Below are 25140 nucleotides of genomic sequence, written 5' to 3'. Positions count from 1 at the left end.
GATGATTTATCTTGTCGCAAATTTTAAGAAATGAAGAAGACATTATTATTAACGCTACTGTCAGGGTCGTTATTCGCTTTCGGCCAAACAGATCAAGAGCTCGCGGATCAATCCGTGAATCAAGGAATCATTAAAAGTCATATTGGCTTTTTAGCCTCTGATGAATTGAAAGGAAGAGACACACCTTCAGAAGGATTGAAAATTGCAGCCAAGTATATTGAAAGCCGCTTTGTTGAGTACGGAGTAAAAATGGCACCGGGTATGGATAGCTATTTTCAGCCTGTGGCAATGAAGAAAGTAAGCCCCGCATCTACAGGAGCAATCAAAATTGGCAGTACAGAACTAAAGCTCAATGATGACTTTGTGTTGATAGATGGAAGCACTTCCGTTTTTGATCAACCATTCTTCTACGCTGAATATGGATTACCGGATGGTTTGAAGGAGGAAGATGTGAAAGGGAAACTAGTCATTGCAATTTGCGGTGATGGAGAAAGTCAAAGTCCCCAGCAGTGGTTTGCACTTGCTGAAGAGAAAAGAAAAAAAGTAAAAGAATTGGGCGGGCTGGGTCTGATTGAACTTTATAATTCTGCTCAGCTTCCCTGGAACTTCCTGGTAAGATACTTGAGCCAGGAGCAAACCGTTTTAGATGAGGGAGAAGAAGATGGAGGATCAATGCCTCATGCATGGCTTAACCGATCTGCTGATGATGTATCATTTTTAGATAGCAATAGCTCGGCATCAATTGTGATAGCGGAACCAGATGTTGAACGATTCATGTCTCAAAACATCGTTGGCTATGTGGAGGGTTCTGACAATAAATTGAAAGATGAATTTGTCGTGTATTCTGCACATTACGATCACGTAGGGATAGGAAAAGCAGATGCCAATGGAGACAGTATCTACAATGGCTCGCGAGACAATGCCGTTGGAGCGGTGACAGTGCTTAGTGCAGCACAAAACCTGGCACAAAATCCAACAAAGAGGTCAGGGCTTTTTGTATTATTTACTGGAGAAGAAAAAGGCCTTTTAGGAAGCAAAGCATTTGTTGACAATACACCAATTGATTTGAAAAAAATGGTATACTGCTTCAACTCCGATAATGGTGGATACAACGACACATCGAAGGCAACTATCATTGGTTTAGGAAGAACTACGGCTGAGGAAATGATCATTGAGGCATGCAAAGCATTTGGCTTGGAAGCGATAGATGACCCTGCACCAGATCAGGGCTTGTTTGATCGATCAGATAACGTCCGATTTGCATCAAAAGGAATTCCGGCGCCGACATTTAGCATGGGCTTCACTGCATTCGATGATGAAATCACAAAGTACTATCATCAGGCTGGGGACAATCCCAACACATTGGATTATGTGTACCTTGAAAAATTCTTCAAAAGTTACGTATACGCTTGTCGCTTGATTGGTAACTCGAAGAAAGCACCATTTTGGGTTAAGGGAGATAAATATTACGACTCGGGAACAACGCTCTATAAAAAGTAAGACACAAAAAAGGCCCTGATTCCGGGGCCTTTTTTTTATTGCCCCGGTCTTAGGTATACCATTGGTTTACAAGGTCTTTTACCGCCTCTGGAATGACTTAAGGCACCTACAGCAGCGTAAAATTGCACATTCACTTCACCGAATGGATGATGCGAAAAGCGATTGTTCTGATATTATGTAGTCTTGCTTGCTCTCAAGCTTTTTCTCAGGAGGAGTCTTTCGTAACTGCCCCTAATAAAATGATATCATTGTTAAATCCAGCCATGACTGGAGTAAACAAATTTTCTTTCAACCACTTTCAGCAATCGCGCTCGTCAGGAGATTTTCTCACTCTTATTGAATACGCATTTAAAAGAAAACGGGAATCGCATGTACTAAGGTCCCTTAAACTATGTGACGATTATGAATTCAATAGGTACGAGAGCGATAAAGCGTTTACAGAAAGAAAAGGAAATAGACATGCTTTTGGATTAGGAGGAGCAAGTCGTTCGGTCAGTGGACATGAGCTGAAGATCGTTAGATCAAGTTATTCCCGACATTTAAGGATTGGAGAAACAATGAGTTTAAGTTCTGGCGGAGCGCTAGGCTTGGCAGATGTTTCAGAAGAGAATGATGAAGAAACACAACTTAACTCCTTTTTCGATGCTGGTTTGGCTATTTATGGCAAGCGATTTTTAATTGGTTATTCGCTAAGAAATGTTGCCTTTAGCCCCATCGAGAAAAAACCTCGCTCCATAAACTATAGGATCCAGAGTGAGCAAAGATGGTTCCTAGGTCTTCGTCACTATTTAAGCCATCCTTTTGCTGCAGAAACATTTTTCTCTCTAACGAAAAGAAAAGATGAATCCACCAAACTTGAAATTGGGGGTGCTGTTGAATACAATGAGCGTCTAAATTTTGGCATGTATTTAAATGATATCGAATCCATAGCGGTACATCTGGGCGTTCGCATTAATTATAAACTTCTATTGTCGTATACACAGGATATGAATAAAAACAACTCAGGCGCTAGAAAAGAACTAAATATTGCATTCAATCTTGACTAACAAAAAAAGGCCCTGGAATCAGGACCTTTTTTAATTGGGATTAGTAGTGTGATGTTTCTTGCAATTTCTTAGTTGAAAATACCAGGGAGTCCACTATGTGAGTGAGATAGTTGGCAAACCAAAGGATTAAGCGAAAACCTTGGACTCCCGGTATCTTCTAGATTAACCATCAACCTAAGAGCTTATCATCTATTGCGTTATCAATAAATGACAATATGAAATTAAGCAGGCTGTTAGATTTTTTTTGAGCGCTAAACCGAGTAAAAATCCGAAAAGTGTGATTAAACTGAATGAGGGACGATTTCCTAAAATAAGAGATGAATTTTTACCCTAAAAGGGGTATCACAATACCCAAAAATGGGTAGCGCTTAAAAAGCGGCAATTCCGTTCTGAAATGCAAACTTGACGAGCCCAACCGCATTTTTTGCTTTGGTTTTTCTCATCAGGTTCTTGCGATGGGTGTGAACGGTCTGCTCACTTACGAAGAGCTTTTCACCAATTTCCTTCATGGTAAGCTCCTGACAGATGAGTTGGAGGATTTCTATTTCCCTTGGACTGATGTCCGCACGACGGGCTACTCCTTTGTTGTGACCATCCTTTTGTACTTTCTTATGCAGGGCCTTTGAAACCAACTGATTATAGTAAAAGTCGTTGTTGGTTACAGAGACAATTGCTTTATGAACTTCATCAGGATCTGCATTTTTGAGGAGGTAGCTATGAACACCAATTTCAATGAGATCAGAGATAATTTGAAGCGAATCATGCATTGAGATCATAATGATCTTCATTTCTGGAAATTTGGCAACCACCTTTTTAGCCGTCTCCCAGCCGTCCAACACGGGCATCTCTAAATCCAGGAGCATGAGGTCAAAATTGCTTTCCTCAAGTTTTTCGAGTGCCACTTTACCATTTTCGGCATCATCAACCCTGCCGATCTCATCAAAAGACTCAAGTAGCATCATCGTACCACGACGAAATAGGGTATGGTCATCGGTGACCAATATGTTTAGCTTGCTAGGTTGACTCATTATACACTCACTTCCACGTTCAAATTAACCAATAGGGAGGGCTATTGCCAAATTTACTTTAGATCCACGGTCTTCTCCATTTGAAAAAGTCGGGATGGCGCCAATTGCCTGAGATCGGTTTTTGATATTCAGAAGCCCCATGCCATCGCTGTTTTTGAGAATTTCATGAGGATATCCTTTGCCATTATCGGCATATTCAAAGATTAATTCAGTCGGAGTTCTTTGAATGCTAAAAGTGATTACAGATGCTTCGGCATGCTTAATGGAGTTATTTAGCAATTCCTGTACTATTCTGTAAAGCATGAGAGCATCCTCTTCCTTCAGATTGGGATCATCCCAATGAACGATTGAAGAATCGAGAAGATTAGAAGAGACTTTTTCGAAGAGATCCGAAATGGCATGCTTCAAACCGTACTTTTTCAAAATAATGGGCATCATTTGATGGGAAATGCTTCTGACCTGTGAAATGGTCTCATCCAAATGACCGAGTACAGGATTCAGAGAATCCACGCCCTCTTTCCTCTTGGCTACCTGAAGGTTTAGCTTGATAGACGAAAGCATGGCACCCACACCATCGTGGAGCTCAGTCCCAAGCCGGTTTCTTTCTTCTTCCTGTGATCTGAGTGTAGCATTTAGCATTTCTTGCTGATGCCTGCTTTCAACCTCATGCATTTTTAGTTGATTTTCCAGCATCTTTCTCCGATAAAGAAGCACAAAGAATACGACAGAGAAAGCCATGAGCATGACGCCAATGGTTCCAATGATGACGAGCAAGATTACTTTTCCTTCCACAGAAGGCAAATTAAAATATTAACAGTGAATCAAGACTTTTTTGCTTGATACGCCTTCGAGAAGACAATAAGAAACCATATGGCTCCAACAAAAATTGCAGCAGACCCATACACCACGATATTTACAATGGTTTCTATCATTCAGTGGTGAGCGTCTGAGTTGTATCAGGATACCCTTTGTCAATCAAGACGATGGCATAGAATAGAATGAAGTTTTTTGAAATATTGGCAATTAAGTTAATTAGCCAAATCCAGCTGACAATCTCTTTGGATGCTTCAAGGTCAAATACCAAATATTGAAGAAAAACATTCCTAAGTAGCGTTAAGCAGCTGTGAATGAAAATGGCAGTAACTATCCAAAATACCGGAGATTTTTTTAGCTTAATCTCGGGTTTTCTAAGTAGCTCATAAAAAGTCAGTAATGAGAGAATGATAAATGCCACATTTGATATCAATCGAATAACCGTATTGGAATCATAAAGGGAGTAGAACCAGAATGATATTGGTGATAATATCAAGAATAGGACTCCAAGAATATATATCCACAATTTGTTTCTAGACGGAAGAAGCCTATAAAAAAGCCAAATAACAAGAAAGTAATTTGCGCAATACCAAAGGTTTGCTATTGGGTAACTATTTGGGGTAACGTGTTTTGCATACAAGAAGCTAATAATGTCAGCGGAGAAACTTGCTAGCAACACATAGAATACTATTCCGGCACTACTTTTCCAGTTTTTAAGAAAAAACAAGGAAAAAATAATGCCGGGTAAGGCCGAGTATCTATTAAACTCGATTAGTGTTTCTATAAAGTCAGTAAAATTCAAATCTTACATTCCATCTGGACAATATGGAGGGCACCCTTGCCCATCATTTGCCGGTTCATCATCATCATCATCGCCATTATTTTTGGCAGCAGCAGCACCCAAAGACTTTATTCTTTTGTTTAGAATATTGCCGTTTTCGTCTGCCGGAAAAAGAACAAAACATTCTTTATTGTCATCATTGATCCCTTTGAATATCCAAAGTCCTTCTGACCCGGGATAGTTACAAAGTTTTTCCAAGATGTCTTTCCCAAACAAGTACCCATTCAGCTCTGCTTTAGGGTTCTTTTTTTGGTACTTTGTCACCCAATCTTTGGCAGTGGATTTCTTCATCTTTTTGCCAATGTGTTTCACATCCCTCTTCTGAGGTCTTTTCTCATTTTTTTCTATCATCTCAATAAGGTTTAGTTGGTTTGAAGGCAATGGTAGCGTTACCTGGCTTTTAATCAAAGCCTGGAAAGAGATATCGCAGGGAAAATACCCAAAAGTGGGTAGAGAATTCGTCGAAAAAGTAAAACGGACGACAGGAAATTAGATCAAACATGGAGAAGCAATTATATTTGCCCTCCACACTTAAAAGTGATCGAAAAATGGCAATGCTAGGAATAATTATCGGACTGTTTGTTTTGGCAATTATTTGCCCATATATACTGCCCAACAAATCAGTTAGCTCTCACACAAGAGATCACGAGGCAGACTAGCTTTTCTTCTGCTTCTCTTTTCTCGCATTGACGAACGCTAATGCGTGCACAAATGCGATTAAGAAAATCACGATATTAACAAAGAGGTTTACACCGTCGGTTACTGCTGGATTCGTTAAATTCATTGTTCTAGTGTTTTTGAGGCGAAGATAGGCTCTTTCATTGCTTTCAGCAATTTTCTGACATCCATTTCATCGTTATATACATTTGGAGATATCCGGACAGCATTCCCTCGCACACTTACGCTTACTCTATTGGTGTGAAAAGCATGCCCCAACTTTTCGATAGCTATTTTTTCGGGAAGGCGGGCGCCAAACATGTGATGCGCTCTGTAGTTTTCATTTTCAATTCGGTATCCCCATTCAGATAACTGATTAATAGCATCTTTCATTAGATCCTTCGTGTATGCCTGAATGCTATCTGGGTTCCATTTTATCAATTGCTTGATTGCCTTGTGCAGCATTGGCACGAGTATAAAGTTGCTATGCTCACCTACTTCGTATCGAAGAGACATTTCACGATAGCTTTCCTGATAATTAACCAGTTCTGAGAAGTTGTCGCTATCAAGTCGGTTAATCCAGTTTTCTTCTAAGGGAACTCCATGATCAAAAGCTGGACCGTAGTAGGCAAGTCCAATGGAATATGGTCCCATGAGCCATTTGTACCCAGCGCAGATGAGCGCGTCCGGGCGAATTTTTTTTATACTGAATGGAAGAGCTCCAACAGACTGGGTTCCATCAATGACAAGAAGGCCGCCAACCTTGTCCAATGCTGCTCTTATCCTTTCTAGTTGAAACAGGGTGCCATCTGACCAATGAATATGACCCATTGAGATCACTCTTGTCCTATCAGTAATTGATTCAAGTATTTTTTCATTCCAGCTTTCACCTCTTTTTTCGCTGTTTGGTGGAGCGATTGTTTTGAGCTCAAAGCCTTTCTCCTTAAGTCGCCACCACGGATATACATTGCTGGGGAATTGCTCATCGCACAAAAGAATCTCTCCATCTTTAAATGGAATGTTGTTCACGACGTTGGCAATGCCGTAAGAGACGGAAGGGATTACGACAATTCTGCTCGGCTCTGGATTGTCAATTAATTCAGAGTAGTTTTTGCGGAGTACCTCCGTTTCATCAAAAAAGTCATCAGGAGAAATATGAAAAGGTTTTCTCTTTTGCTTAATTCCGTTAATGCCTGCATTCTCTACTTTTTTCATCAGGGGAGACATATAGGCACAATTGAAATATGCGTGCTTACGCTGAAGGTTAAATTTTTGCCGTTGGCATTTCATTGTTATACTTACTGTAATGAGATTCAAGCTATTCGATTCGCAAGCTAAAGCAAAAGAAATCCTGGAACATAATCAACCAAGATTGGTACGAGCGGGAGATAAAGAAATATGTCTTCTGCGATCCGGAGAATCGTTATTTGCATTTCAAAATGCTTGTTCGCATATGGGAGAGAACCTGCACACCGGCAAGGTCAACTACCTGAACGAGATTGTGTGCCCACTACATACCTATAGATTTAATATTAAAACAGGAGAAGAAGCACAGCAGCGATGTGGAGCATTGAAAACATATCCCATTACAGCATCTTCGGAAGGAATCTTTGTCGAGTGTTAGCCTATCCTAAAGAACTTAACAACTGAAACAAGCCAATCTGCGATGGATTGAGCAAATTCGTTTCCTGAGCCTCGCCCAACGATGTAAAGAACGAAAAGCACGTAGATGCTAAGAAGTAGATAAGATTTTCTTTTTCCGAAATAATTTCCACTTGTGAATATAACAACCGCCAAAACGGTCAGTAGCCACAGCAAGAATCGCAGCTCGCTGCTTAGATCAACAAGCTCGGGAGGCATGTGTATAGGCCCGTTTATTATCGTGAAAATGAAAAGCGGGAATCCTAAAGCAAAGCAGATATCAAAAATATTGCTACCCAGTGCATTGGAAATGGCATCATCGTACTGTCCTCTTTTAGCATCTTTGATTGAAATGATGGTATCTGGAAAGCTGGAAGCGGCAGAAGCAAGGATAAGTGCCACAAACATTACTGGAATATTGAGACCATTAAACTGACCCAGCCCAGCGACAGAATAAGTATCTGCTCCAATCCATTCGCAGGCAAGTACTAAAAAGTAACAAACAGCAGCAATTGAAAGAGTTGAGAAAACAAGTAGAGACCATGCTCTTCTTCCACTGATTCTATTATTTCCAATGAAAACACGCTCCAGATCAAAAGTTAATAATCCTTTTAAAAATGGACCTTGGGGCTCTTCTGAGCTTTCAAATATGTCATCACCTTCCGGTTCACCATCTTCCAGAAGCTCATCACGTTCGGATTTTTTCATGGTACCAAACATGTACAAGATGTACACCACGTAAACACCCATGAGCATCATACCATGGTACCAATCCAAGGTAGATCCACTGATCAAAATCAAGAAGATTAATTCAGCTATGATTAGGGCAATGCCATCTCTTAAAAGCACTTTTCTGGAAACATGTACTTTTTTGGTCATTTTCATACCAATTACAGCGAGCACAGCTACGGCGGGAATCACCATTCCATTGAAGATAGCGCTGCCTGCGGTAGTACCGATTCCACCTGAAAATCCTTCTGCATCTGTAAGAACAAATAGAAAAAAAAGTGAGGTGAAAACTTCAGGCATTGAACTGGCTATCGCATTGATAGTAGCACCACGGACGCCTTCAGAAAGGTTTCTTCCAATGTATTCTGATGCGGTCATAAAACCATCACCAGCTCTCCAGATTATTATACAACAAAACGTGATTAGGAGAAGGGGTATTACAATGCCCATGAATAGTTTATTACGTTGAAGTGTGTTTAAAGCGGTGACCTCTAAGCTGGAATGGCCTAAATTAACAAAGTTTTTCCAGTGCAAAACAAGTTGAGGCATCTTTTGTCAAAAGATAATTCAACATAAAAGTGGTTTTGTCTAATTTTTCGTGCAAAATTTGAATACATGTACATAAACCTTTCAGGACTAAACATTCTCGTCACAGGAGCTAGCCGGGGTATTGGTAAGGCACTAGCCACCAAACTAGCGGAAGCAGGAGCAACGATTGCGGTTCACTACAACAAGAATGTACGTGAAGCAGAGAATCTGGCTCACATACTAGGGAATGAGTCGAAAGCATTTCAAGCCGATTTTTCCAAACCGGATGAAGCAGCTAAGTTATTTGAGCGAGTGAGTTTGGAAATGGGCAGCGTTGAGATAGTTATAAACAATGCCGGACTTGCAAAGACAGCAAGTATTGATGCGAAGGATGATGACTGGATGAAGTCATGGAACGAGACCATGATGGTAAATCTCAACTCGGCGGCAATTATTTGTAAAAAGGCTGTACAGCATTTTATTAGTAGAAAAGCAGCCGGTCGTATCATAAACATTGCTTCGCGAGCAGCATTTCAAGGGGAGGAAGCTGAATACATTGCCTATGCTGCTTCGAAGGCGGGCTTGGTCTCACTCACTCGATCGATTGCCAGATCATATGGAAAAGAAGGCGTAAAAGCTTTTGTAATAGCTCCGGGCTTTGTGCGGACCGATATGTCTCAGGAATTTATGCAGCAATATGGAGAGGATCATGCCACTGGAGATTTAGCTTTGGAGCGCCTGACTGAACCAAAAGATATAGCTCCACTGGTTACTTTTATAGCCAGCGGCATGGCAGATCATGCAACCGGAGCGACCTTTGATATTAACGCAGGGAGCTATTTACACTAACTAATTTCGATTTGGGGATTAATTCCTAAATTAGAAGGCCGAAAAACAACCAACCAAAATGGAAAATAACATTAAAAACCATCTTAAAGCTCTGATTCAGCTTTCTATAATTGATAGAGATTTTGGGCAACCAGAAAAATCTTATGTATACACGATTGGGAAAGCAAACCGAGTTCCTGAGGTAGAAATAAATGAGTTGGTAGAAGAAGTGCTTAGCTCCAAGGAAAACAGTGATGTTAATTTTGATGGACTTTTATCTGAAGAAAGATTTGACTATCTCTACGATGTGATTCAATTGATGAAAATTGACGGGGAGGTTTTCTTGACGGAAATTAAATACTGTGAAGAAGTAGCTGAGAAATTGGGGTACGATAAGAAAGTAGTAAAGAAAATGTCTTCCAGAATTTATGGAGATCCATCGATCACTGGAAATAGAGAGGCCATCATGAAAGAGGCCAATAAATATTTAAATAATTAACCTAAAGGAATATGAGTATTAAGGCTAAACTTAGCGTGCTGGTTCAGTTGGCAAATATCGATGGGGATTTTGCTGGTGAAGAAAGAGACCTAATATATATGATTGGCAAGGCCAATGGTGTAAGTGAGAGCGAGATAGACAGCATGGTGGATAATCCCGAGCCATTACCTCCTCTTAGCACCATGACAGAAGAAGACAAATTTGAATATTTGTTTCATCTGGTGCAGTTAATGAAGATTGATAGCCAGGTGTATTTATCGGAAATAAAATTCTGCGAGGAGCTGGCGGAAAAAATTGGGTTTAAGCGAAATGTTATATCTCAACTTTCGTCGAGAATTTACAGTGATCCGGCCATTGCCTCGGATGTGGCATCCCTCAAAAGAGAGGTGAAGAAATACAAACAATAAAAAATTACCCGCGTTATGCGGGTTTTTTTATGTCTTCTTTGGTAGGAGCTGCTTATATGAAATACCAAAATGATGATCGAGCTTTGAAAGAAACTCGTCTTCATGCATGATATCCTCTTCATGTGTTTCACCCAGCGATGTGATCTTCAACGTTCTGTCGGAAAGAGTTACACGACCATTATTGGTATGTTGACTAATTAGTTTTTTTTGAGTGAATGGTGAGTCAACAGAAGTTTGGTGGTATTCACACATTTCCATGAATTGAATAAGCTGTTTCTCTTCCGTAGTAAAAAGATATTTAGACTTAAAATAACTTGTATCGTTGGAAACCCTTAAAATGAGATTTTCATCGGGATCTGTATCAATTCGCCAGTATCGGGTGTAGTCCATCTGTACAACACCAACTTGGATTTTTAGCGGAGAAATTGGGCCATCACCAAATCCGACATCTACAATCCATAGTTCTTCATCTAGTGCAACAACAATGGCCATATGATCGAAAGGCTTTCCAAATTTTTCGGTTCGCTCGTTCATTACTTGTGCTGAAATGATATAGCAATCGAACCCCAGGTGATATAGCAAATGGTAGAATAACCCATTCAATTCATAGCAAAACCCTCCCCTTTTTTGAAAAACGATTTTTTCATAAATCCTTTTATAATCGAGAATGATTTTGCTTCCGTAATGAATGTCAAGGTTCTCAAAGGGGATACTAGTAAGGTGTGCTTTTTGAAGAGCTTTGAGATACTTGAAGCTTGGCTCTGCTTGTTTAAGGTCGATTCTTTTTAGATATGAAGCGACATCAATTTTTGACGCTTTTGGTCGGTTCTGAAAGAAATTGAGCTTTTTCAATTTTTGATATTCAACTCTTGACTTAGATTCCCAATCATGTTTTTTAATGCCTCCTGCCAACTAACGTCAGCATCCCATTCGCCTACATGTACATTTTTCGAAATGTTTTGACGGATGTAAAATTTATGCACGATTGCATTTCTTGGAATGGTCTTCACACGGGTTTGATCAGGCATTACGGGTATGACAGAGACAAAGCCCGTTTCGCTTGCCATCACTTCATAATCCAGCATTTGTTTTACTATACCCGCAGATGATTTGACTGAACGAAGTATGAATTGATAACGATTTCTTTTTAGTTCATCATCAGGCATTTTATCCACAAGTATGTACTCATAAGGATACAACGACATAATCTGCGCAAGCTCCTTGTTTTTGTCAGCAACTTCCAGATTATATTTTTTTATTCTGCTGAGTACAGATGGGTCAGAAATATTCGTGGAGTCTAAGGGAGCAAAGCGCTCAACTGCGAGCTTGCTTCTTCTCAGAATGCCAGGATAATTTTTGAGCAATGTGTTTTCGACTATGGAAAGGCCATGTAAATAGTTGGGCTTTTCTGGAATGAGAAAATTATATAACTCTTGATCTGCTCGCCTGATCTCTCTCCCAACATTTAATAATAAGCTATAAAGCTGATCACTTTCCATGTAAAAGACATCAGCCCCATCACTCATGAGTCGAGAAGTGCCGTCAAAAGGAGCCATCAATATTTTGAACCCGCCGGCTGTTTGTGTCAAAAATATAATGGTTTTAATCTTTCGCTTATTGAAGAGGGCCGAGTACGAAAAGCGGGAGTTATTGCTTGCGGTGAAGTTTTGTTCGTTTAAATAAAAGAGGGCATCAATGCCCATAGTTACAAAGGCCTTATGAACCTGGGTCAATAATTTTTCATGATCTCCCACCTCGATGAAATCAGCTTCTTTTTCCGGGACAGAAAAAATAACGGCACTTCTCTCACTATTCAAGTTGGCCGGAACGTTCAACGTTTTGTTAAAGGAAACAAAATCATAGATTGGAGTTTGACCAATTATGTATGAGGCAATGCCAAAGAGGATAGCAGATACAGTTGCTCGCATATTATTGATTACTAAAACGCTAATTTTATAAATCTCAACTCAATATTGACCCAATTTAGTATAACTATGGATACACGATGTGCTTGGTGCGCCAACTCTTTTGAAGAATATGTCAGATATCACGATGAAGAATGGGGAGTTCCCGTTCATGATGATCAAAAGCACTTTGAATTTCTTGTGCTTGAAAGTGCGCAAGCTGGTTTGAGCTGGGCGACTATTTTGAAGAAACGGGATGGTTATCGCAATGCATTTGCAGACTTTGATTACACGATTGTGGCTGATTACGGAGCTGGAATGGTGGAGACGCTCTTGCAAGATGCTTCCATCATTCGCAACAAGATGAAGATTGAAGCGACCATTAATAACGCGAAGAGGTTTCTTGAAGTACAGAAAGAATTTGGCTCTTTTGATAAGTACTCATGGCAGTTTGTTGGAGGCAAACCCATTGTAAATACCTGGAAGACAAAAGAGGAAGTACCCGTGACAACCAATGAATCAGATGCTTTTGCGAAAGATTTAAAGAAAAGGGGCTTTAAGTTCTTGGGCTCTACCACTGTATATGCACACATGCAAGCCATCGGCATGGTAAACGATCATACTGTGGATTGTTTTAGGTATAAAGCGTTGCTTTAGGATAAGCTGAGATCTAGCATGAAGAATTGTCTCTCACGTATCCCGCGATAGGGGCTTCTTCAATATTGATTTAAAAAGCAGATAGAAATCCGATTAAGCGTAACTTTACCTTTTAAATTTTCAGGGATGATTGAGAAACTGGAGGAAATAAAACACCGATTTGAAGAAGTGGGTCAGCTGATTGTACAGCCAGACATTGTCACGGACATGGAGAAATATGGCAAGCTAAACAAAGAGTATAAAGACCTTGAAAAAATAGTTGTTAAGTACAAAGAGTTTACACAAACGAAGAGCAACCTGAATAATGCAAAAGAGGTGCTTGGCACCGAAAAAGACCCAGAGTTTAGGGAGATGGCTAAGGCAGAGATAGATGAGCTGGAGCCTCAACTTGGATTGCTTGAAGAGGAATTGAAGGTACTGTTAATTCCTAAAGATCCCAACGACAGCAAAAATGTGATTTTGGAAATACGAGCGGGAACGGGTGGAGACGAAGCGTCTATTTTCGCGGGCGATCTATTTAGAATGTATAAGTCTTATGCGGAAGATCAAAAATGGAATTTTGCTGTGCTTAACTTCAATGATGGTAGTGCAGGGGGCTATAAAGAAATAGTAGCATCTGTCGAAGGGGAGGATGTTTATGCAAAATTAAAATTTGAATCTGGTGTACACAGAGTTCAACGAGTACCTGCGACCGAATCGCAGGGAAGAGTACATACTTCTGCGGCGACAGTTGCCGTATTGCCTGAAGCAGAAGAAGTAGATGTAGAACTCAACATGGGAGATATACGAAAAGATACCTTTCGAGCATCAGGTGCCGGTGGTCAGCATATCAACAAGACGGAATCGGCGGTGAGATTAACACATGCGCCTTCCGGTCTGGTAGTTGAGTGCCAGGATGGAAGATCTCAGCATGCTAATTATGACAAAGCGCTTAAAGTACTTCGATCAAGGCTATATGAAATTGAACTTCAAAAACACAACGCGGAAATTAGTAGTCAGAGAAAAAGCATGGTTGGTTCTGGAGACAGGTCCGACAAGATACGAACGTATAATTACCCGCAAGGAAGAGTGACAGACCATCGCATTGGCTTATCTGTTTTTAACCTTCCTAATGTGATGAATGGAGATATCGAAGAGTTTATAGAGCAGCTGCGAATTGCAGAAAATGCAGAGATAATGAAAGAAGAGGCGGAATGAGCCGTTTTAAACTCCAATGAGAAATACCTTTCTTATCATACTTGCATTACTTTGCTGGGCTGGATGTTCCACTCAGGACGAAACTATCTCCTTCGATCCCGGACTTTCCATTCTATTTAGTAATGACTCTGTAGCATTTGATACACTACTCTCTGAGCGGAGGAGTAGTACAAGACGACTCACCGTCTACAACCCCAATCAGGAGGCCATCCAGTTTTCTGAAATAGTTTTGGGAAAAGGAGAGAATTCCGATTATAACGTAATAATCAATGGTAGAGAAGCGAATGTCGTAGCGAATGAACGGTTGTTAGGAGGAGACAGCATGATGATCCTTGTGGAGGTGAATGTAGCTTCTCGCAATGAAAACCTTCCATATTTGGTAAAAGACTCCATTATCTTCCGGTGGAATACCAATGAGGAACATGTGAAGCTTGTCAGCTATGGTCAGGATGGAAACACAATTAATCGGGTAAGTATTTGCAATGAAACATGGACGAATGATCGTCCTTACATTGTTTCTGATACGGTAATTGTTTCTGCAGGATGTCAACTGATCATTGAAGAAGGTGCAGAAATCTTTTTTGAAAATGATGCGGCAATTTTTATCCAGGGATCGCTGAAGGCAATAGGAGATTCAGCGAATCACATAACGTTTAGAAATGCACGGTTTGACGGTGTTTACGATCGAGTGCCCGGGCAATGGAACGGCATTTATTTTTTGGAGGGAAGTGTAGATAACGAAGTGTCCTTTGCAGAAATTTTCAATGGTCAGGTTGGACTAAGGGTAGGAACACCCGACGATGATGACGAGCCCGATCTGGTGGTGTCAAATACGGAGATCTATAACATGAGCAATGCGGGGATTTTGGCTTTCACTTCAGATGTAGATGTCACCAATACACTTATTTACAGCTGCGGAACATATCTCATGGGGGGGTTTATCGGAGGAAATTACACAGTAACACATTGTACTTTTTCAAATGAACCAGCACTTTTTATTCAGGATGAAGCTACGGTTCAGTTTTCAGACAATATTGTTACAGCAAATGGACTGCTTATTGGTGATCTAAATTTGGAGTTAACCAACAATATAATTTGGGGTACTGCAGAAGAAGAACTTGATATCAATAATGGAGGTGGAGCAAACATTTCAGTTGAATTGACCTCCAACATTATTAGATCTGGTCAGGAAGTTTCTAACAACTTCACTTCGCAAGAATTCAATTTTCCCGGATTTAAGGATGCTTTTGGGAATAACTATGAGCTGGATACCTTAGCCTTTGCAAAAGATAAAGGAACGAATGCCGGTGTACTAAGAGATTTGCAGGGCAATATCAGGGATGCCATGCCTGACATTGGCGTGTTTGAACGCATCGAAAAACAGTAGCATACTTATCTAATTCTCGCACGTACTATTCACTTTTCTTACTATCTTATTCTTGAATGGGATTGTCAAGAGCCGTTATATATATATTTATCTTCCTACTTTCGCTATCTTCTGGAATGTGTCAAGCAGACAGTTTGATGCGTGATGTTGAAAACAAAGAGGGTGCTGATAAAATAGCAGCACTGCATAAAATAGTCGTTGATTTGTGGCTAAATTATCCGGAAAGGGCCATGCGTTACGGTGTTGAGGCTTTGGAGCTTTCACAAAAACTGCCCGACTCAGCTTTAATCTCAAAGTCATTGAGACTTATCGCAGGAGTACACTATTACAAGGGTGAATATGATAAATCCCTGGAGTTTAATCAAGCAGCTTTCGTCATTGGCGTGGCCTTAAAAGATTCTACGCTTATCAATAATGGATACAATAACATTGGATTATTGTACTACCATCTGGGGAGTTATCAGACCGCTTTGGAGCATCTATTGAGGGCAAAGGCGATTAAGGATCAACTTGGTGAGACTTACGGACTTTCCACTACACTTAATAATATCGGATTGATCTTTGAGCGTGTAGAAGAGCACAAACAAGCGCGTGAATATTTTGAGCAGGCATACACGGTGGCAGTAGACATCGACGACTTTGATCATGAGCTTTATTCCATCAACAATATTGCGATCACATACATGAAAGAAGGTAATCTTGATGAGGCGCTCAAATATTTCAGGAGAGGATTACAAATGGGAAAAGAATTGAGAAATTTCAATTGGGGAGCGGTTGCGGCACGAGGAATTGGAGAAGTATACATGCTTGACGGGAGGTCCGATTCAGTCCTTTACTATTTGCATAAGTCACTTCAGGCAAGTCAATCCATTGACGATAAAAATGGAATGGCAGAAGTCTACTACCTTTTTGCACAAAACGAACTTGCGAATGGAAATTTCAGTAAGGCATTGGAATACTTACACCAATGTGATGATTGGGCAAAGCAAATTCAAATCCGTCAACAACAACTTGATAATTTAAAACTCTATTCCGCCATTTATTCTAAGCTTGGTGATAGAGAAAAAGAGATAGCGTACCTGAATCGGTACATTAAAATGCGTGACTCACTTTTTCAGGATGTGGTTACCAGAAACCTTAGCCTGATACCGATTAAAATCAAAGAAGAGGCTGACCGATATAAGCTGTCCAGCCAGCAACTAGAAATTAAAAACCAACAAATAAGGAATCAACTTTTTACATTCATCATCATCATCATTGCTCCTTTGTTGATTCTTATGTTGATCCTTTTACGTAAAAATGATAGGAAGAATAAAGCGCTGCAGCGCAATAACGAGGAGCTGAAACATACCCAGAAGCTGCTAATTACTTCGGAAAAAATGGCCTCATTGGGCGTCCTTGCTGCAGGTGTGGGTCATGAAATAAACAACCCACTCAACTTTATTAAAAATGGAATAGGGGCACTATCTAAGAAGCTTGAAGGCAATAAGGACGAAGAGTTGAAGTCCTATTTCAAAATTGTGAATGAAGGGGTAGATCGGGCAACCAACATTGTGAAGAGCCTGAGTCATTTCAGTAGGAGAGGACCCAGCACAGATGAAAAGTGTAACATTCACGAAATCATTGAAAACTGTCTATTAATCCTTCATAATAAAATTAGGAATAAGGTGAGGATAATCACGAATTTCACCAAGCTGGAAGCACAACTTAAGGGAAATGAAGGGAGGTTGCACCAAGCCATAATGAACATTGTGGCTAATGCAGAGCAGGCAATCGATGACAAAGGAACAATAGAAATAACTACGCTGAGGAGAAAGAAGCACATGGAAATCTGGATTGAAGATGATGGTGTTGGAATTCCAGAGGAGAACCTGACAAAGATTAATGATCCGTTTTTTACCACTAAAGCGCCAGGTGAAGGAACGGGTCTTGGCTTGTTTATTACCTCATCCATCATTGAGGAGCATGATGGTAATATTGAAGTAAAATCAAACATTGATGAAGGAACGAAGTTTATTATAACCCTTCCATTATAAAGGATGAATAGCAAACCAGCCATATTATATGTTGACGATGAAGAAGCAAACCTGCTTTTGTTTCGGGTTTCTTTCGAAGGAGAGAGAGAAGTTTTGGTGGCGAACTCTCCTGAGGAGGGATTACAAAAGTTGGCTGAAAATAGAGGAAGAATTCGGGCGGTAATCAGTGATATGCACATGCCTGTAATGAACGGTGTTGAGTTCATTGAAAAGGCACAAGAAACCATCAATGACATTCCGTATTACATACTAAGCGGGTATGCATTCAACACAGAAATAGACCAGGCACTCAAACAGAAGACGATTCAAAAATTTTTTACTAAACCGTTTGATCGAGATGAAATAGAAACACACTTGAAAAACCCAAATAGCATTTAGCCATCGCCCTCCTTCTTGCTTTCTTCTTCCTTCTCCTTTTTCTCCTCTTCCTTACCTAAGATTTTCTCCTTTTTCTCCTTGATGCTTTCAGCAGCTTCTTCCAGGTTTAGTCTCGCCTTCAATCGATTAATGATTCCTTTTCCGATTGATAAAGCACGATCACTGAATGTAAGTTCTTCTTGGGGGGTCGGCGGACTAGCTTCTTTTTCCTTGGGCTTAATTAAATATTTGTTTGTAGATGTACTATCCACAACTATTTTCTGTCCACTAGCGGTAAAAGCCAGGCAGAAAAGAAAAAGTCCAAGCGTGAATAGTTTATAACTCAATGCAACGAATTATTTTCGGGGTTCATCAATATTAGTGTAAACAAGGAATATTGGAAAGGATTTGCAAAAACTGTGAGAAAAAACTTGAGAAAGAGTTTAAATATTGTCCAAGCTGTGGACAAGAGCACAAGGAAAAAGTCGTCCATTTCAAGCAGTTTATTCTAGATTTTCTTGGAGACTATTTCACCTTTGACTCACTGATTATTCGGAGCGTCAGGCCTTTGCTATTTAGTCCTGGGTATTTAACCAATGAGTTTATTGCCGGACGCAGGGTTCGGTATATCCCTCCGCTACGCATGTTTATTTTCATTAGCATCATTTTCTTTTTGGTTTTAGGTCCGGTAGAAAAAACCATCGCTGTGGAAGGCAACGAAGAGGCAGAGTTTTTAGATGATTTTTTTAGTATCTGGGTGCCACGTCTTTTCTTTTTACTTCTCCCGCTGTTCGCATTATACCTTTTTGTACTTTTTAGAAAGCCAGGACGGTTTTACCTCACCCACTTCATTTTTTCTGTGCACTTGCACGCATTCATTTTTGTGTTGCTAACGGTCATGGTAGTCTTGATTGACTATATTTTTCCTACAAGCGTATTTCTCAGTCAGTGGTCCTTGATGATTACCATTTTCGTACTGCAGCTTTACCTTCTGATATCTCTGAGAAAAGTATATGAACAAAAATGGATCACGACAATATTTAAGCTCTTTGTTTTAAATATCATGTACGTGATATCCGCGATGATCATATTTAGTGTGGCTGCAGCATTGATCTTTTATGTATAAAAAAAGCCCTCATTGCTGAGAGCCTTTTTCAAATAAATATCTAGAAATACACTAAGGCGTACAGCTCGTAAAGTTTGGCAAGTTGCCTGCTGACAATCCGGAATTTGTATTGAAAGTTGAACAATTAGTCACACTACCTACAGACCATCCTGAAAGGTCTTGATTAAACGCCGGGGCATTTATAAACATTCTCCACATACTCGTGACGGCTGATACATCCCATGTTGCCAAGGCTTGATTAAAAGAAGATGCTCTTTCGAACATCCTACCCATATCTCTAACCTTCCTTACATCCCAACGATCTAGGGGCTGATTGAAAGCAGCAGCATTATCAAACATTTCACGCATTGACGTAACGTTACCGACCTTCCAGTTATTCAATGGCTGATTAAAAGAAATAGCATCTTCAAACATGTCCCCCATGCTGGTAACACTCCTTACGTCCCATTCACCAATAGGCTGATTAAACACACGTGCACTTTCGAACATATTGGCCATGTTTATCACCTTGCTCACGTCCCAAGCCCCTATAGGCTGGTTGAAAGCATTTGTGTTTTCAAACATATCACTCATGGTAATCACCTTACCCACATTCCATGAATCAAGGGGCTTGTTGAAACTACTGGCTCGCTCAAACATACTTTGCATGTTTGTCACATTCCGCACATCCCAAGCATTGATGTCTTGATTAAATGAGCTCGCAGATCGAAAAGTGTTACTCATGTCCGTAACATTACTGACATCCCAGTTGCCAATAAATCCATTAAATCGGCCTGCGCTCGAAAACACTCTAGCCATATTGGTAACGCCACTGAGGTCTGGAATATCTATCGCATTATAGGTTAGATTTCCACAACCTTCAAAAGCTTCTTGCATGGTTGTCCATTCGATATTTCCCCATTGTTCTATGGTTAATATCTTATTTCTCTCGCTACCAAAATTGAAATATATCGCCGGAAAATCACCGCTAATCGCAACCTCATAAATGCCTGCTGTGCTGTAAGCATGTGTAGCATTTCCGGTTTGATTTCTTGAAGTATTTCCGTCACCCCAATCTACACTATAGTTATAGGTTAGTCCAGGAAATGTAGGGATTGTAATAGTTTCATTGGCTACAAACGTACGCCATGTAGTTATAAAAGAAGTTCTGTCTTTGGTAGGATCTAATGGTATTACTGTAATAGTAATACTTGATGCATCTCTTTCGCCACCTTCCGCAATGACAGAATAGATTGCATGAATAGGGCTTTGACTTTCAGCTAATAATTGCGCATCCGCTACAGCCAATGCACCGGTACTTGCATCAATTGAAATTGCTCCAGATGGGGTTTGGCTTTCAAGGACAAACGTGAGATCTTGACCCGTAAGGTTTGTTACGTCTACATTCCCAAAAACAGCCCCATTAAACAACCCCTCCTCAACCGTTATGCTAAATTCTTCTGCAATTAATAGTCCGCTATTTGTATTTTCTCCTCCACAAGAGGTGAATAACAGCGTTATCAAACTGGCTTTTACAGATTGAAACAAAAGCCGTTTAGATTTTCTAATGGCTTTCTTCAGATGGATTTTCATTATTCAGGTTTTTCTTCGATTCATAGAAATTTGAAGAAGAGCAGACTACAGGACTTGTTGTGAATCAACAGCCCTGTAGTCTGCCAGAAATTCTTAGAAATAGAAAAACAAATTGATCGTAGCAGAAGTGTTTCTGAAACCAATTTCTAAATCTCTATTTCCTTCTGTAAAAGTGCTAGTTTCTAGTACAGAATTAGTAGACCCTTCGTAACCCTCATAAGTAACGGAAGTTTCACCTGTAGTTCGATAGCTTACACCCCAATAAAATTCACCACCTAAAGACATCTTTGGAGCGAAGAAATACTCTACCCCTACAAAGCCTCTTAAGCCAAACTCTAAATCATTGCCAAAATCGGCCTCTTTAAGTCTGAACCCTAGTGCGGGAGTTGGTACACCTGTTGGGTTACCAAATCCTGCGCTTGTAGGAGATTGATTACTCGCTGTAATGGCATTACCATAATCTACCTTGGTCGTGTTGTTCGTCGTGTAGTGTACATAAGCATCTGCACCATAAACTCCTTGCACTCTGGATTTACCTTTTCGTTTTTCCAAACCAAGACTTAATGTAGCTCCGTATCTGTTAATATCTCTAACATCAAAAACCGCATCGTCTGGATTTGAACTTGCATCGTCATCTACTCTAAACCGATCTCTGTCAGCATCAGCGAAAATATCGACACCACCCCTCCATGCTAAATCATCAGCAATGAAGTACTTACCCCATATAGTTGCAGAAGGGAGATTCTTGTTTACTTGATTAAATCCAGGAGAACTATTAAAGTTTTCTCCATTCGCAGCGTTTCCTATGTATTGGAGAAGCGACGTTGCGTTTATACCTAAAGACCAATCACCTTTCTTTGGAAGAATCTGATATCCGTTTTTAGATAGCAATTCATTTTCCTCTCCTGAGGAACTGAATATTTTTAGCTTCGTAACCTGAGTACCTGTCTGAGTTTGATCTTGAGCAAACCCAACAATGGCAATCAATACAAAGACTATTGATAATATATTTTTCATATTCTTTCGTAAGTCTTTGATTAGTTTTCTACTACGTTATCAGGTGTTTCATCTGTTCGGTCTTCTGTTCTTTCCTGACCCGCAGATAGGAAAAAAGAAGTTTCAAACTGATTGTAAGTAGCAGTCCCGGTAACGTCCTCAGGTGTTGCGTTTGTAAATTGATACGTGTCAATGATAACCTCTGGAAACTGTACAAAGAATTGATCTGTTGGAGTCACTGATAGATTCACCTCTATGCTATATTCTCCGTTAGCATCCGTTGTAATAAAAGTACCTCGTCTGATTCCATCATCATCAAACCATGAGATTCGTACACTAGCGTTTGAAACAGGAGTGTTTACCTCGCTGCCAGCTATTGCATTTGTTCTAACAACAAATGTCCCATCAATTGTAGCAAAGGTTGGAAGCTCATCAGTGAAATTACTGCCATAGTTGTGATTAACCTCCAGTATTGTACCAACACTTAAGCCCTGGTTAGTATTACTAGCGTCAGAGTTGAATGTTGCACTGAAACCAGTGACATCTCTGAAGCCATCATTGTAGTCTACGCCAGTAGTAAACTCTAGGAATTCAATGTCAACTTGGTTGCCATCAATTTCGTTGTAAGGAACTTCCACTCTGTAAACGCCGCTTGCATCAGTTGTTGTAACAAACTCGACATCAGCACCTGTTTCGGAATCTTCCCATTTGATGATAACAGTAGCTCCAACAGCCACCTCTAGTAGGTCTGGAGTATTGATTCTTTCACTGTTTGCTTCTACAGTACCTGTGATGATTACAATCTGATTTAGATTCTCTGTTAGATTGCTTAAAAAGTCATTATTAACTTCAACAGTTTCACCATATTGAACGCCAACATCTTCACTCGCTTCAGAAAAAGTTAATGTTTCAGTAACGTTTTCTATTCCGTTGAAATAAGTGACAGCAGCGCTGTATTCTTCAAAGACAACTTCAAAGTCACCATCTACATCATTGGTGGGTACTTGAACAGTATATGCACCATTAGCGTCAGTTGTTGTGGCAATAGAAAGGGCATCTCCGTTATTATTTTCCCACTTGACAGTAACATTAGCACCAGCTGCAACTTCAGAAATACCTTTTGTATTTACTTGCTCTAGATCAGCTTCAACGATTCCAGCTATTGTTCCAAATTTTTCTAAGTCATCAGAGTCATTTTTAAAATTATCCGCTAAATCGAATTCTAATATTAGCTGCTCACCCGATCTCGCGGTAGCAGTGGTAGATGTAGAACTGAATGTAACTGTTTTGGTAGCGGTCGTGGATCCATCATTGAATGTGACTTCTCTTTGGAAGTCATCAATTTCAATAGTAAAAGAAACCCCATTGTCAATGGTAGGCACTTCAATGGAAAACTCGCCATTGGCGTCAGTCGTATCAATAGCTGATCTTCTGATATTGTCTCCATCTGAGATAACAGCAAGGTCTTCAGAATTCCATAGAATTCTTACAAGGACACCACTGATTGGCTCAGACTCAAAAGGAGTATTTACTTTCTCAAAGTCAGCAAGAACGGTTCCTTTGATTGTAGCACTACCTGTAATATCTACAGTTGTAGTTTCTGTTTCCTTACAAGCGGATAGTAATACTATCATAAACAAACTTGCAATAATCGATTTTTTCATTTTTAAAGTGATTTTTGTTTTTATGGGTAGTAATAATTAGGGCGAAATTATATCCATTTTAGATAAATATCAGTTTTTTAATAAAAAATTGTATTTAAGCAACATTACAAAACTTTTATATATGAGTAATTAAAGTTTCAGATAGATCATTTTGCCGTATCAGAAATTAGGTATCTTGTATTATGAATGGCGGAACGCAGCATCATTATTCTCTGGATTCTTCAACAGGAAAGTGGACGATGTTTTCCACCATTTTGGCCACCAGCATGGCTTTTATAGATGGGTCGGCGCTAAATGTAATTTTACCTTCTCTCCAACAGGATTTGTCAGCAAATGGAGTAGATCTTTTCTGGGTACTTAATAGCTATTTATTGATGTTGGCGGCATTAATCATTGTTGGCGGTAGCCTTGGCGATAAGCTGGGTAGAGTGAAGGTCTTTAAGTTCGGAATTATCGTTTTTACCATAGGTTCAGCACTGTGTGGACTATCTCAAGACATTACACAACTCATTGTTTTTCGGACCATCCAGGGTATCGGCGGAGCCTTCATGATACCCGGAAGCTTATCCATTATTTCAGCGGTATTTACCAATGAAGAAAAAGGAAAGGCCATTGGCACCTGGTCTGCAATAACAACAATTGTCACCATTTGTGGACCCGTATTGGGCGGAGCGTTAGCAGATGCGGGACTTTGGAGACTGATTTTTTTTATCAATCTACCATTTGGATTGTTGTCAATTGTGGCACTTCACTTCAAGGTGCCTGAGAGTAAGCAACCAGAAGTTTCTAAAGTCGATTGGAAGGGAGCATCAACACTGGTTTTGAGTTTGGCCGCTCTTACTTTTGGATTTCTTGAAGTACCGGAATGGGGCTATCAACATCCAATAGTTATTTTAAGTCTGGTGATAGGTACATTTTTCCTGGTTTTCTTCGTCATGATTGAGAGAAAAACGCAAGACCCAATGGTGCCTCTTACCATGTTTAGGAACAAAACATTTTCCGGTGTCAACCTGCTGAGCTTCTTTTTGTATGCGGGCATGGGAGCAATGATGCTCTTTCTTTCGCTGAATATCATTCAAATTCAGGGCTATTCACAATTTCAGGCAGGGCTGACGTTTCTTCCTTTTTCCTTCATCATGGTTTTTGCGGCCCGAAAGATGGGTGCACTTGCAAGCAAGTATGGAGCAAGGCGGTTTTTAATAATGGGCCCCTCCATCACCGGCGCTGGAATGGTTTGGTTTTCTTTCATTGGAATGACCGATGGTCCTTCAGCTTATTGGAGTACATATTTTCCACCATTTTTGTTGTTTGCTCTGGGTATCGCCATTACTGTAGTTCCACTTACCACAGCGGTCATGGCCTGTGTAGACGATAGCAAAAGTGGAATAGCTTCAGGCATAAATAACAGCGTTACGCGTATCTCGGGAACATTTATGAATGCTATACTTGGAGCGGTGGCTATACTTGTTTTTGGAAATTACGTATTAGAATCGATGGAAACATTCACTGTTTCAGATTCAATCAAAAATCAGGTCATGCTTGAAGCATCCAAACTTGGCGAAGCGACAGCATCCTTGGAATATGATCCGAAGCTGCAATCAACGATTAACACCATTTTTGATCATAGTTTCATATCCGTTTACAAGATGGTATGCTGGATAAGTGCTGCTCTGGCCTTACTATCCGCTGCTATTGCTTTTTTCATGGTGGAAGAAAAGAAAGTCTAA

General features: G+C 40.1%; 26 protein-coding genes. 13 read left to right on the top strand and 13 right to left on the bottom strand.

Annotated features, from left to right (window positions below):
• The first annotated feature begins 30 nt into the window (after positions 1 to 30).
• Together ABJF57_RS04490 and ABJF57_RS04485 are read left to right on the top strand one after the other, a co-directional pair.
• On the top strand, positions 31 to 1500 hold the full coding sequence (locus ABJF57_RS04490) for a M28 family metallopeptidase (RefSeq protein ID WP_462230796.1): 1470 nt from the start codon (positions 31 to 33) through the stop codon (positions 1498 to 1500).
• A gap of 239 nt (positions 1501 to 1739) precedes the next feature.
• Entirely contained in the window at positions 1740 to 2546 is an 807-nt protein-coding gene (locus ABJF57_RS04485; RefSeq protein ID WP_462230799.1) for a type IX secretion system membrane protein PorP/SprF, read from the top strand.
• A gap of 368 nt (positions 2547 to 2914) precedes the next feature.
• Here ABJF57_RS04485 and ABJF57_RS04480 read toward each other — a convergent pair whose 3' ends face one another.
• The 6 genes from ABJF57_RS04480 to ABJF57_RS04455 form a co-directional block, all read right to left on the bottom strand.
• On the bottom strand, positions 2915 to 3574 hold the full coding sequence (locus ABJF57_RS04480; protein WP_462230801.1) for a response regulator transcription factor: 660 nt from the start codon (positions 3572 to 3574) through the stop codon (positions 2915 to 2917).
• A 24-nt stretch (positions 3575 to 3598) separates the two neighbouring features.
• Positions 3599 to 4366 (bottom strand): sensor histidine kinase, encoded by a 768-nt coding sequence (locus ABJF57_RS04475; RefSeq protein WP_462230803.1) that lies wholly within the window; start codon positions 4364 to 4366, stop codon positions 3599 to 3601.
• 136 nt (positions 4367 to 4502) lie between these two features.
• A complete protein-coding gene (locus ABJF57_RS04470; RefSeq protein WP_462230805.1) occupies positions 4503 to 4883 on the bottom strand; it encodes a hypothetical protein in 381 nt (126 codons plus the stop codon).
• A 309-nt stretch (positions 4884 to 5192) separates the two neighbouring features.
• Positions 5193 to 5579, bottom strand: coding sequence for a hypothetical protein (locus ABJF57_RS04465; protein WP_462230807.1), 387 nt, complete (start codon positions 5577 to 5579; stop codon positions 5193 to 5195).
• Positions 5580 to 5883: 304 nt separating this feature from the next.
• On the bottom strand, positions 5884 to 6012 hold the full coding sequence (locus ABJF57_RS04460; protein WP_462230809.1) for a hypothetical protein: 129 nt from the start codon (positions 6010 to 6012) through the stop codon (positions 5884 to 5886).
• Entirely contained in the window at positions 6009 to 7100 is a 1092-nt protein-coding gene (locus ABJF57_RS04455; protein ID WP_462230811.1) for an aminotransferase class V-fold PLP-dependent enzyme, read from the bottom strand. Before ABJF57_RS04455 ends, ABJF57_RS04460 begins: the two co-directional genes overlap by 4 nt.
• A 91-nt stretch (positions 7101 to 7191) precedes the next feature.
• Here ABJF57_RS04455 and ABJF57_RS04450 point away from each other — a divergent pair, with 91 nt between their 5' ends.
• Entirely contained in the window at positions 7192 to 7509 is a 318-nt protein-coding gene (locus ABJF57_RS04450) for a Rieske (2Fe-2S) protein (protein WP_462230813.1), read from the top strand.
• Here the strand turns inward: ABJF57_RS04450 and ABJF57_RS04445 are convergent.
• Positions 7506 to 8705 (bottom strand): sodium:calcium antiporter, encoded by a 1200-nt coding sequence (locus tag ABJF57_RS04445; RefSeq protein ID WP_462236018.1) that lies wholly within the window; start codon positions 8703 to 8705, stop codon positions 7506 to 7508. The genes ABJF57_RS04450 and ABJF57_RS04445 overlap by 4 nt on opposite strands.
• A gap of 165 nt (positions 8706 to 8870) precedes the next feature.
• Here ABJF57_RS04445 and ABJF57_RS04440 point away from each other — a divergent pair, with 165 nt between their 5' ends.
• From ABJF57_RS04440 to ABJF57_RS04430, 3 genes are read left to right on the top strand one after another with little or no spacing between them, the layout of a single operon-like run.
• Complete coding sequence (locus ABJF57_RS04440; protein ID WP_462230817.1) at positions 8871 to 9632, top strand: SDR family NAD(P)-dependent oxidoreductase; 762 nt, start codon at positions 8871 to 8873, stop codon at positions 9630 to 9632.
• A gap of 58 nt (positions 9633 to 9690) precedes the next feature.
• Entirely contained in the window at positions 9691 to 10110 is a 420-nt protein-coding gene (locus ABJF57_RS04435) for a TerB family tellurite resistance protein (RefSeq protein ID WP_462230819.1), read from the top strand.
• Positions 10111 to 10121: 11 nt separating this feature from the next.
• The gene (locus ABJF57_RS04430; RefSeq protein ID WP_462230821.1) at positions 10122 to 10517 is read left to right on the top strand and encodes a TerB family tellurite resistance protein; all 396 of its coding nucleotides are present in this window, start codon (positions 10122 to 10124) and stop codon (positions 10515 to 10517) included.
• Positions 10518 to 10544: 27 nt separating this feature from the next.
• Here the strand turns inward: ABJF57_RS04430 and ABJF57_RS04425 are convergent, their stop codons facing one another.
• Positions 10545 to 11369: an arylamine N-acetyltransferase family protein gene (locus ABJF57_RS04425; RefSeq protein ID WP_462230823.1), complete on the bottom strand. Its 825-nt coding sequence runs from the start codon at positions 11367 to 11369 to the stop codon at positions 10545 to 10547.
• Entirely contained in the window at positions 11366 to 12445 is a 1080-nt protein-coding gene (locus tag ABJF57_RS04420) for a hypothetical protein (protein ID WP_462230825.1), read from the bottom strand. Before ABJF57_RS04420 ends, ABJF57_RS04425 begins: the two co-directional genes overlap by 4 nt.
• A gap of 66 nt (positions 12446 to 12511) precedes the next feature.
• Between ABJF57_RS04420 and ABJF57_RS04415 the strand changes: the two genes are divergently transcribed.
• The 5 genes from ABJF57_RS04415 (at position 12512) to ABJF57_RS04395 (ending at position 18076) form a co-directional block, all read left to right on the top strand.
• Positions 12512 to 13078: a DNA-3-methyladenine glycosylase I gene (locus ABJF57_RS04415; RefSeq protein WP_462230827.1), complete on the top strand. Its 567-nt coding sequence runs from the start codon at positions 12512 to 12514 to the stop codon at positions 13076 to 13078.
• 126 nt (positions 13079 to 13204) lie between these two features.
• The gene (gene prfA / locus ABJF57_RS04410) at positions 13205 to 14275 is read left to right on the top strand and encodes a peptide chain release factor 1 (protein WP_462230829.1); all 1071 of its coding nucleotides are present in this window, start codon (positions 13205 to 13207) and stop codon (positions 14273 to 14275) included.
• Between the two features lie 16 nt (positions 14276 to 14291).
• Positions 14292 to 15662: a right-handed parallel beta-helix repeat-containing protein gene (locus ABJF57_RS04405; protein WP_462230831.1), complete on the top strand. Its 1371-nt coding sequence runs from the start codon at positions 14292 to 14294 to the stop codon at positions 15660 to 15662.
• A gap of 56 nt (positions 15663 to 15718) precedes the next feature.
• Positions 15719 to 17698 (top strand): sensor histidine kinase, encoded by a 1980-nt coding sequence (locus ABJF57_RS04400; protein ID WP_462230833.1) that lies wholly within the window; start codon positions 15719 to 15721, stop codon positions 17696 to 17698.
• Between the two features lie 3 nt (positions 17699 to 17701).
• Entirely contained in the window at positions 17702 to 18076 is a 375-nt protein-coding gene (locus ABJF57_RS04395; protein WP_462230835.1) for a response regulator, read from the top strand.
• Here ABJF57_RS04395 and ABJF57_RS04390 read toward each other — a convergent pair.
• Positions 18073 to 18402 carry a hypothetical protein gene (locus ABJF57_RS04390; RefSeq protein WP_462230837.1) on the bottom strand — a complete coding sequence of 110 codons (330 nt, stop codon included), beginning with the start codon at positions 18400 to 18402 and terminating at the stop codon, positions 18073 to 18075. The genes ABJF57_RS04395 and ABJF57_RS04390 overlap by 4 nt on opposite strands.
• Before the next feature lie 50 nt (positions 18403 to 18452).
• On the opposite strand from ABJF57_RS04390, the gene ABJF57_RS04385 reads away from it, so the two are divergent.
• A complete protein-coding gene (locus tag ABJF57_RS04385) occupies positions 18453 to 19181 on the top strand; it encodes a DUF3667 domain-containing protein (protein ID WP_462230839.1) in 729 nt (242 codons plus the stop codon).
• A 51-nt stretch (positions 19182 to 19232) separates the two neighbouring features.
• Here ABJF57_RS04385 and ABJF57_RS04380 read toward each other — a convergent pair whose 3' ends face one another.
• The 3 genes from ABJF57_RS04380 to ABJF57_RS04370 form a co-directional block, all read right to left on the bottom strand.
• Entirely contained in the window at positions 19233 to 20753 is a 1521-nt protein-coding gene (locus ABJF57_RS04380; RefSeq protein ID WP_462230841.1) for a BspA family leucine-rich repeat surface protein, read from the bottom strand.
• 93 nt (positions 20754 to 20846) lie between these two features.
• Entirely contained in the window at positions 20847 to 21770 is a 924-nt protein-coding gene (locus ABJF57_RS04375) for a hypothetical protein (RefSeq protein ID WP_462230843.1), read from the bottom strand.
• Positions 21771 to 21790: 20 nt separating this feature from the next.
• Positions 21791 to 23413 carry a hypothetical protein gene (locus tag ABJF57_RS04370; RefSeq protein ID WP_462230845.1) on the bottom strand — a complete coding sequence of 541 codons (1623 nt, stop codon included), beginning with the start codon at positions 23411 to 23413 and terminating at the stop codon, positions 21791 to 21793.
• Between the two features lie 182 nt (positions 23414 to 23595).
• Here ABJF57_RS04370 and ABJF57_RS04365 point away from each other — a divergent pair, with 182 nt between their 5' ends.
• Positions 23596 to 25140, top strand: a complete 1545-nt coding sequence (locus tag ABJF57_RS04365; protein ID WP_462230847.1) for an MFS transporter — start codon at positions 23596 to 23598, stop codon at positions 25138 to 25140.

It is taken from the genome of Ekhidna sp. (assembly GCF_039940915.1).
Lineage (GTDB): Bacteria > Bacteroidota > Bacteroidia > Cytophagales > Cyclobacteriaceae > Ekhidna.
This window is presented reverse-complemented; position numbering and strand designations above follow the sequence as displayed.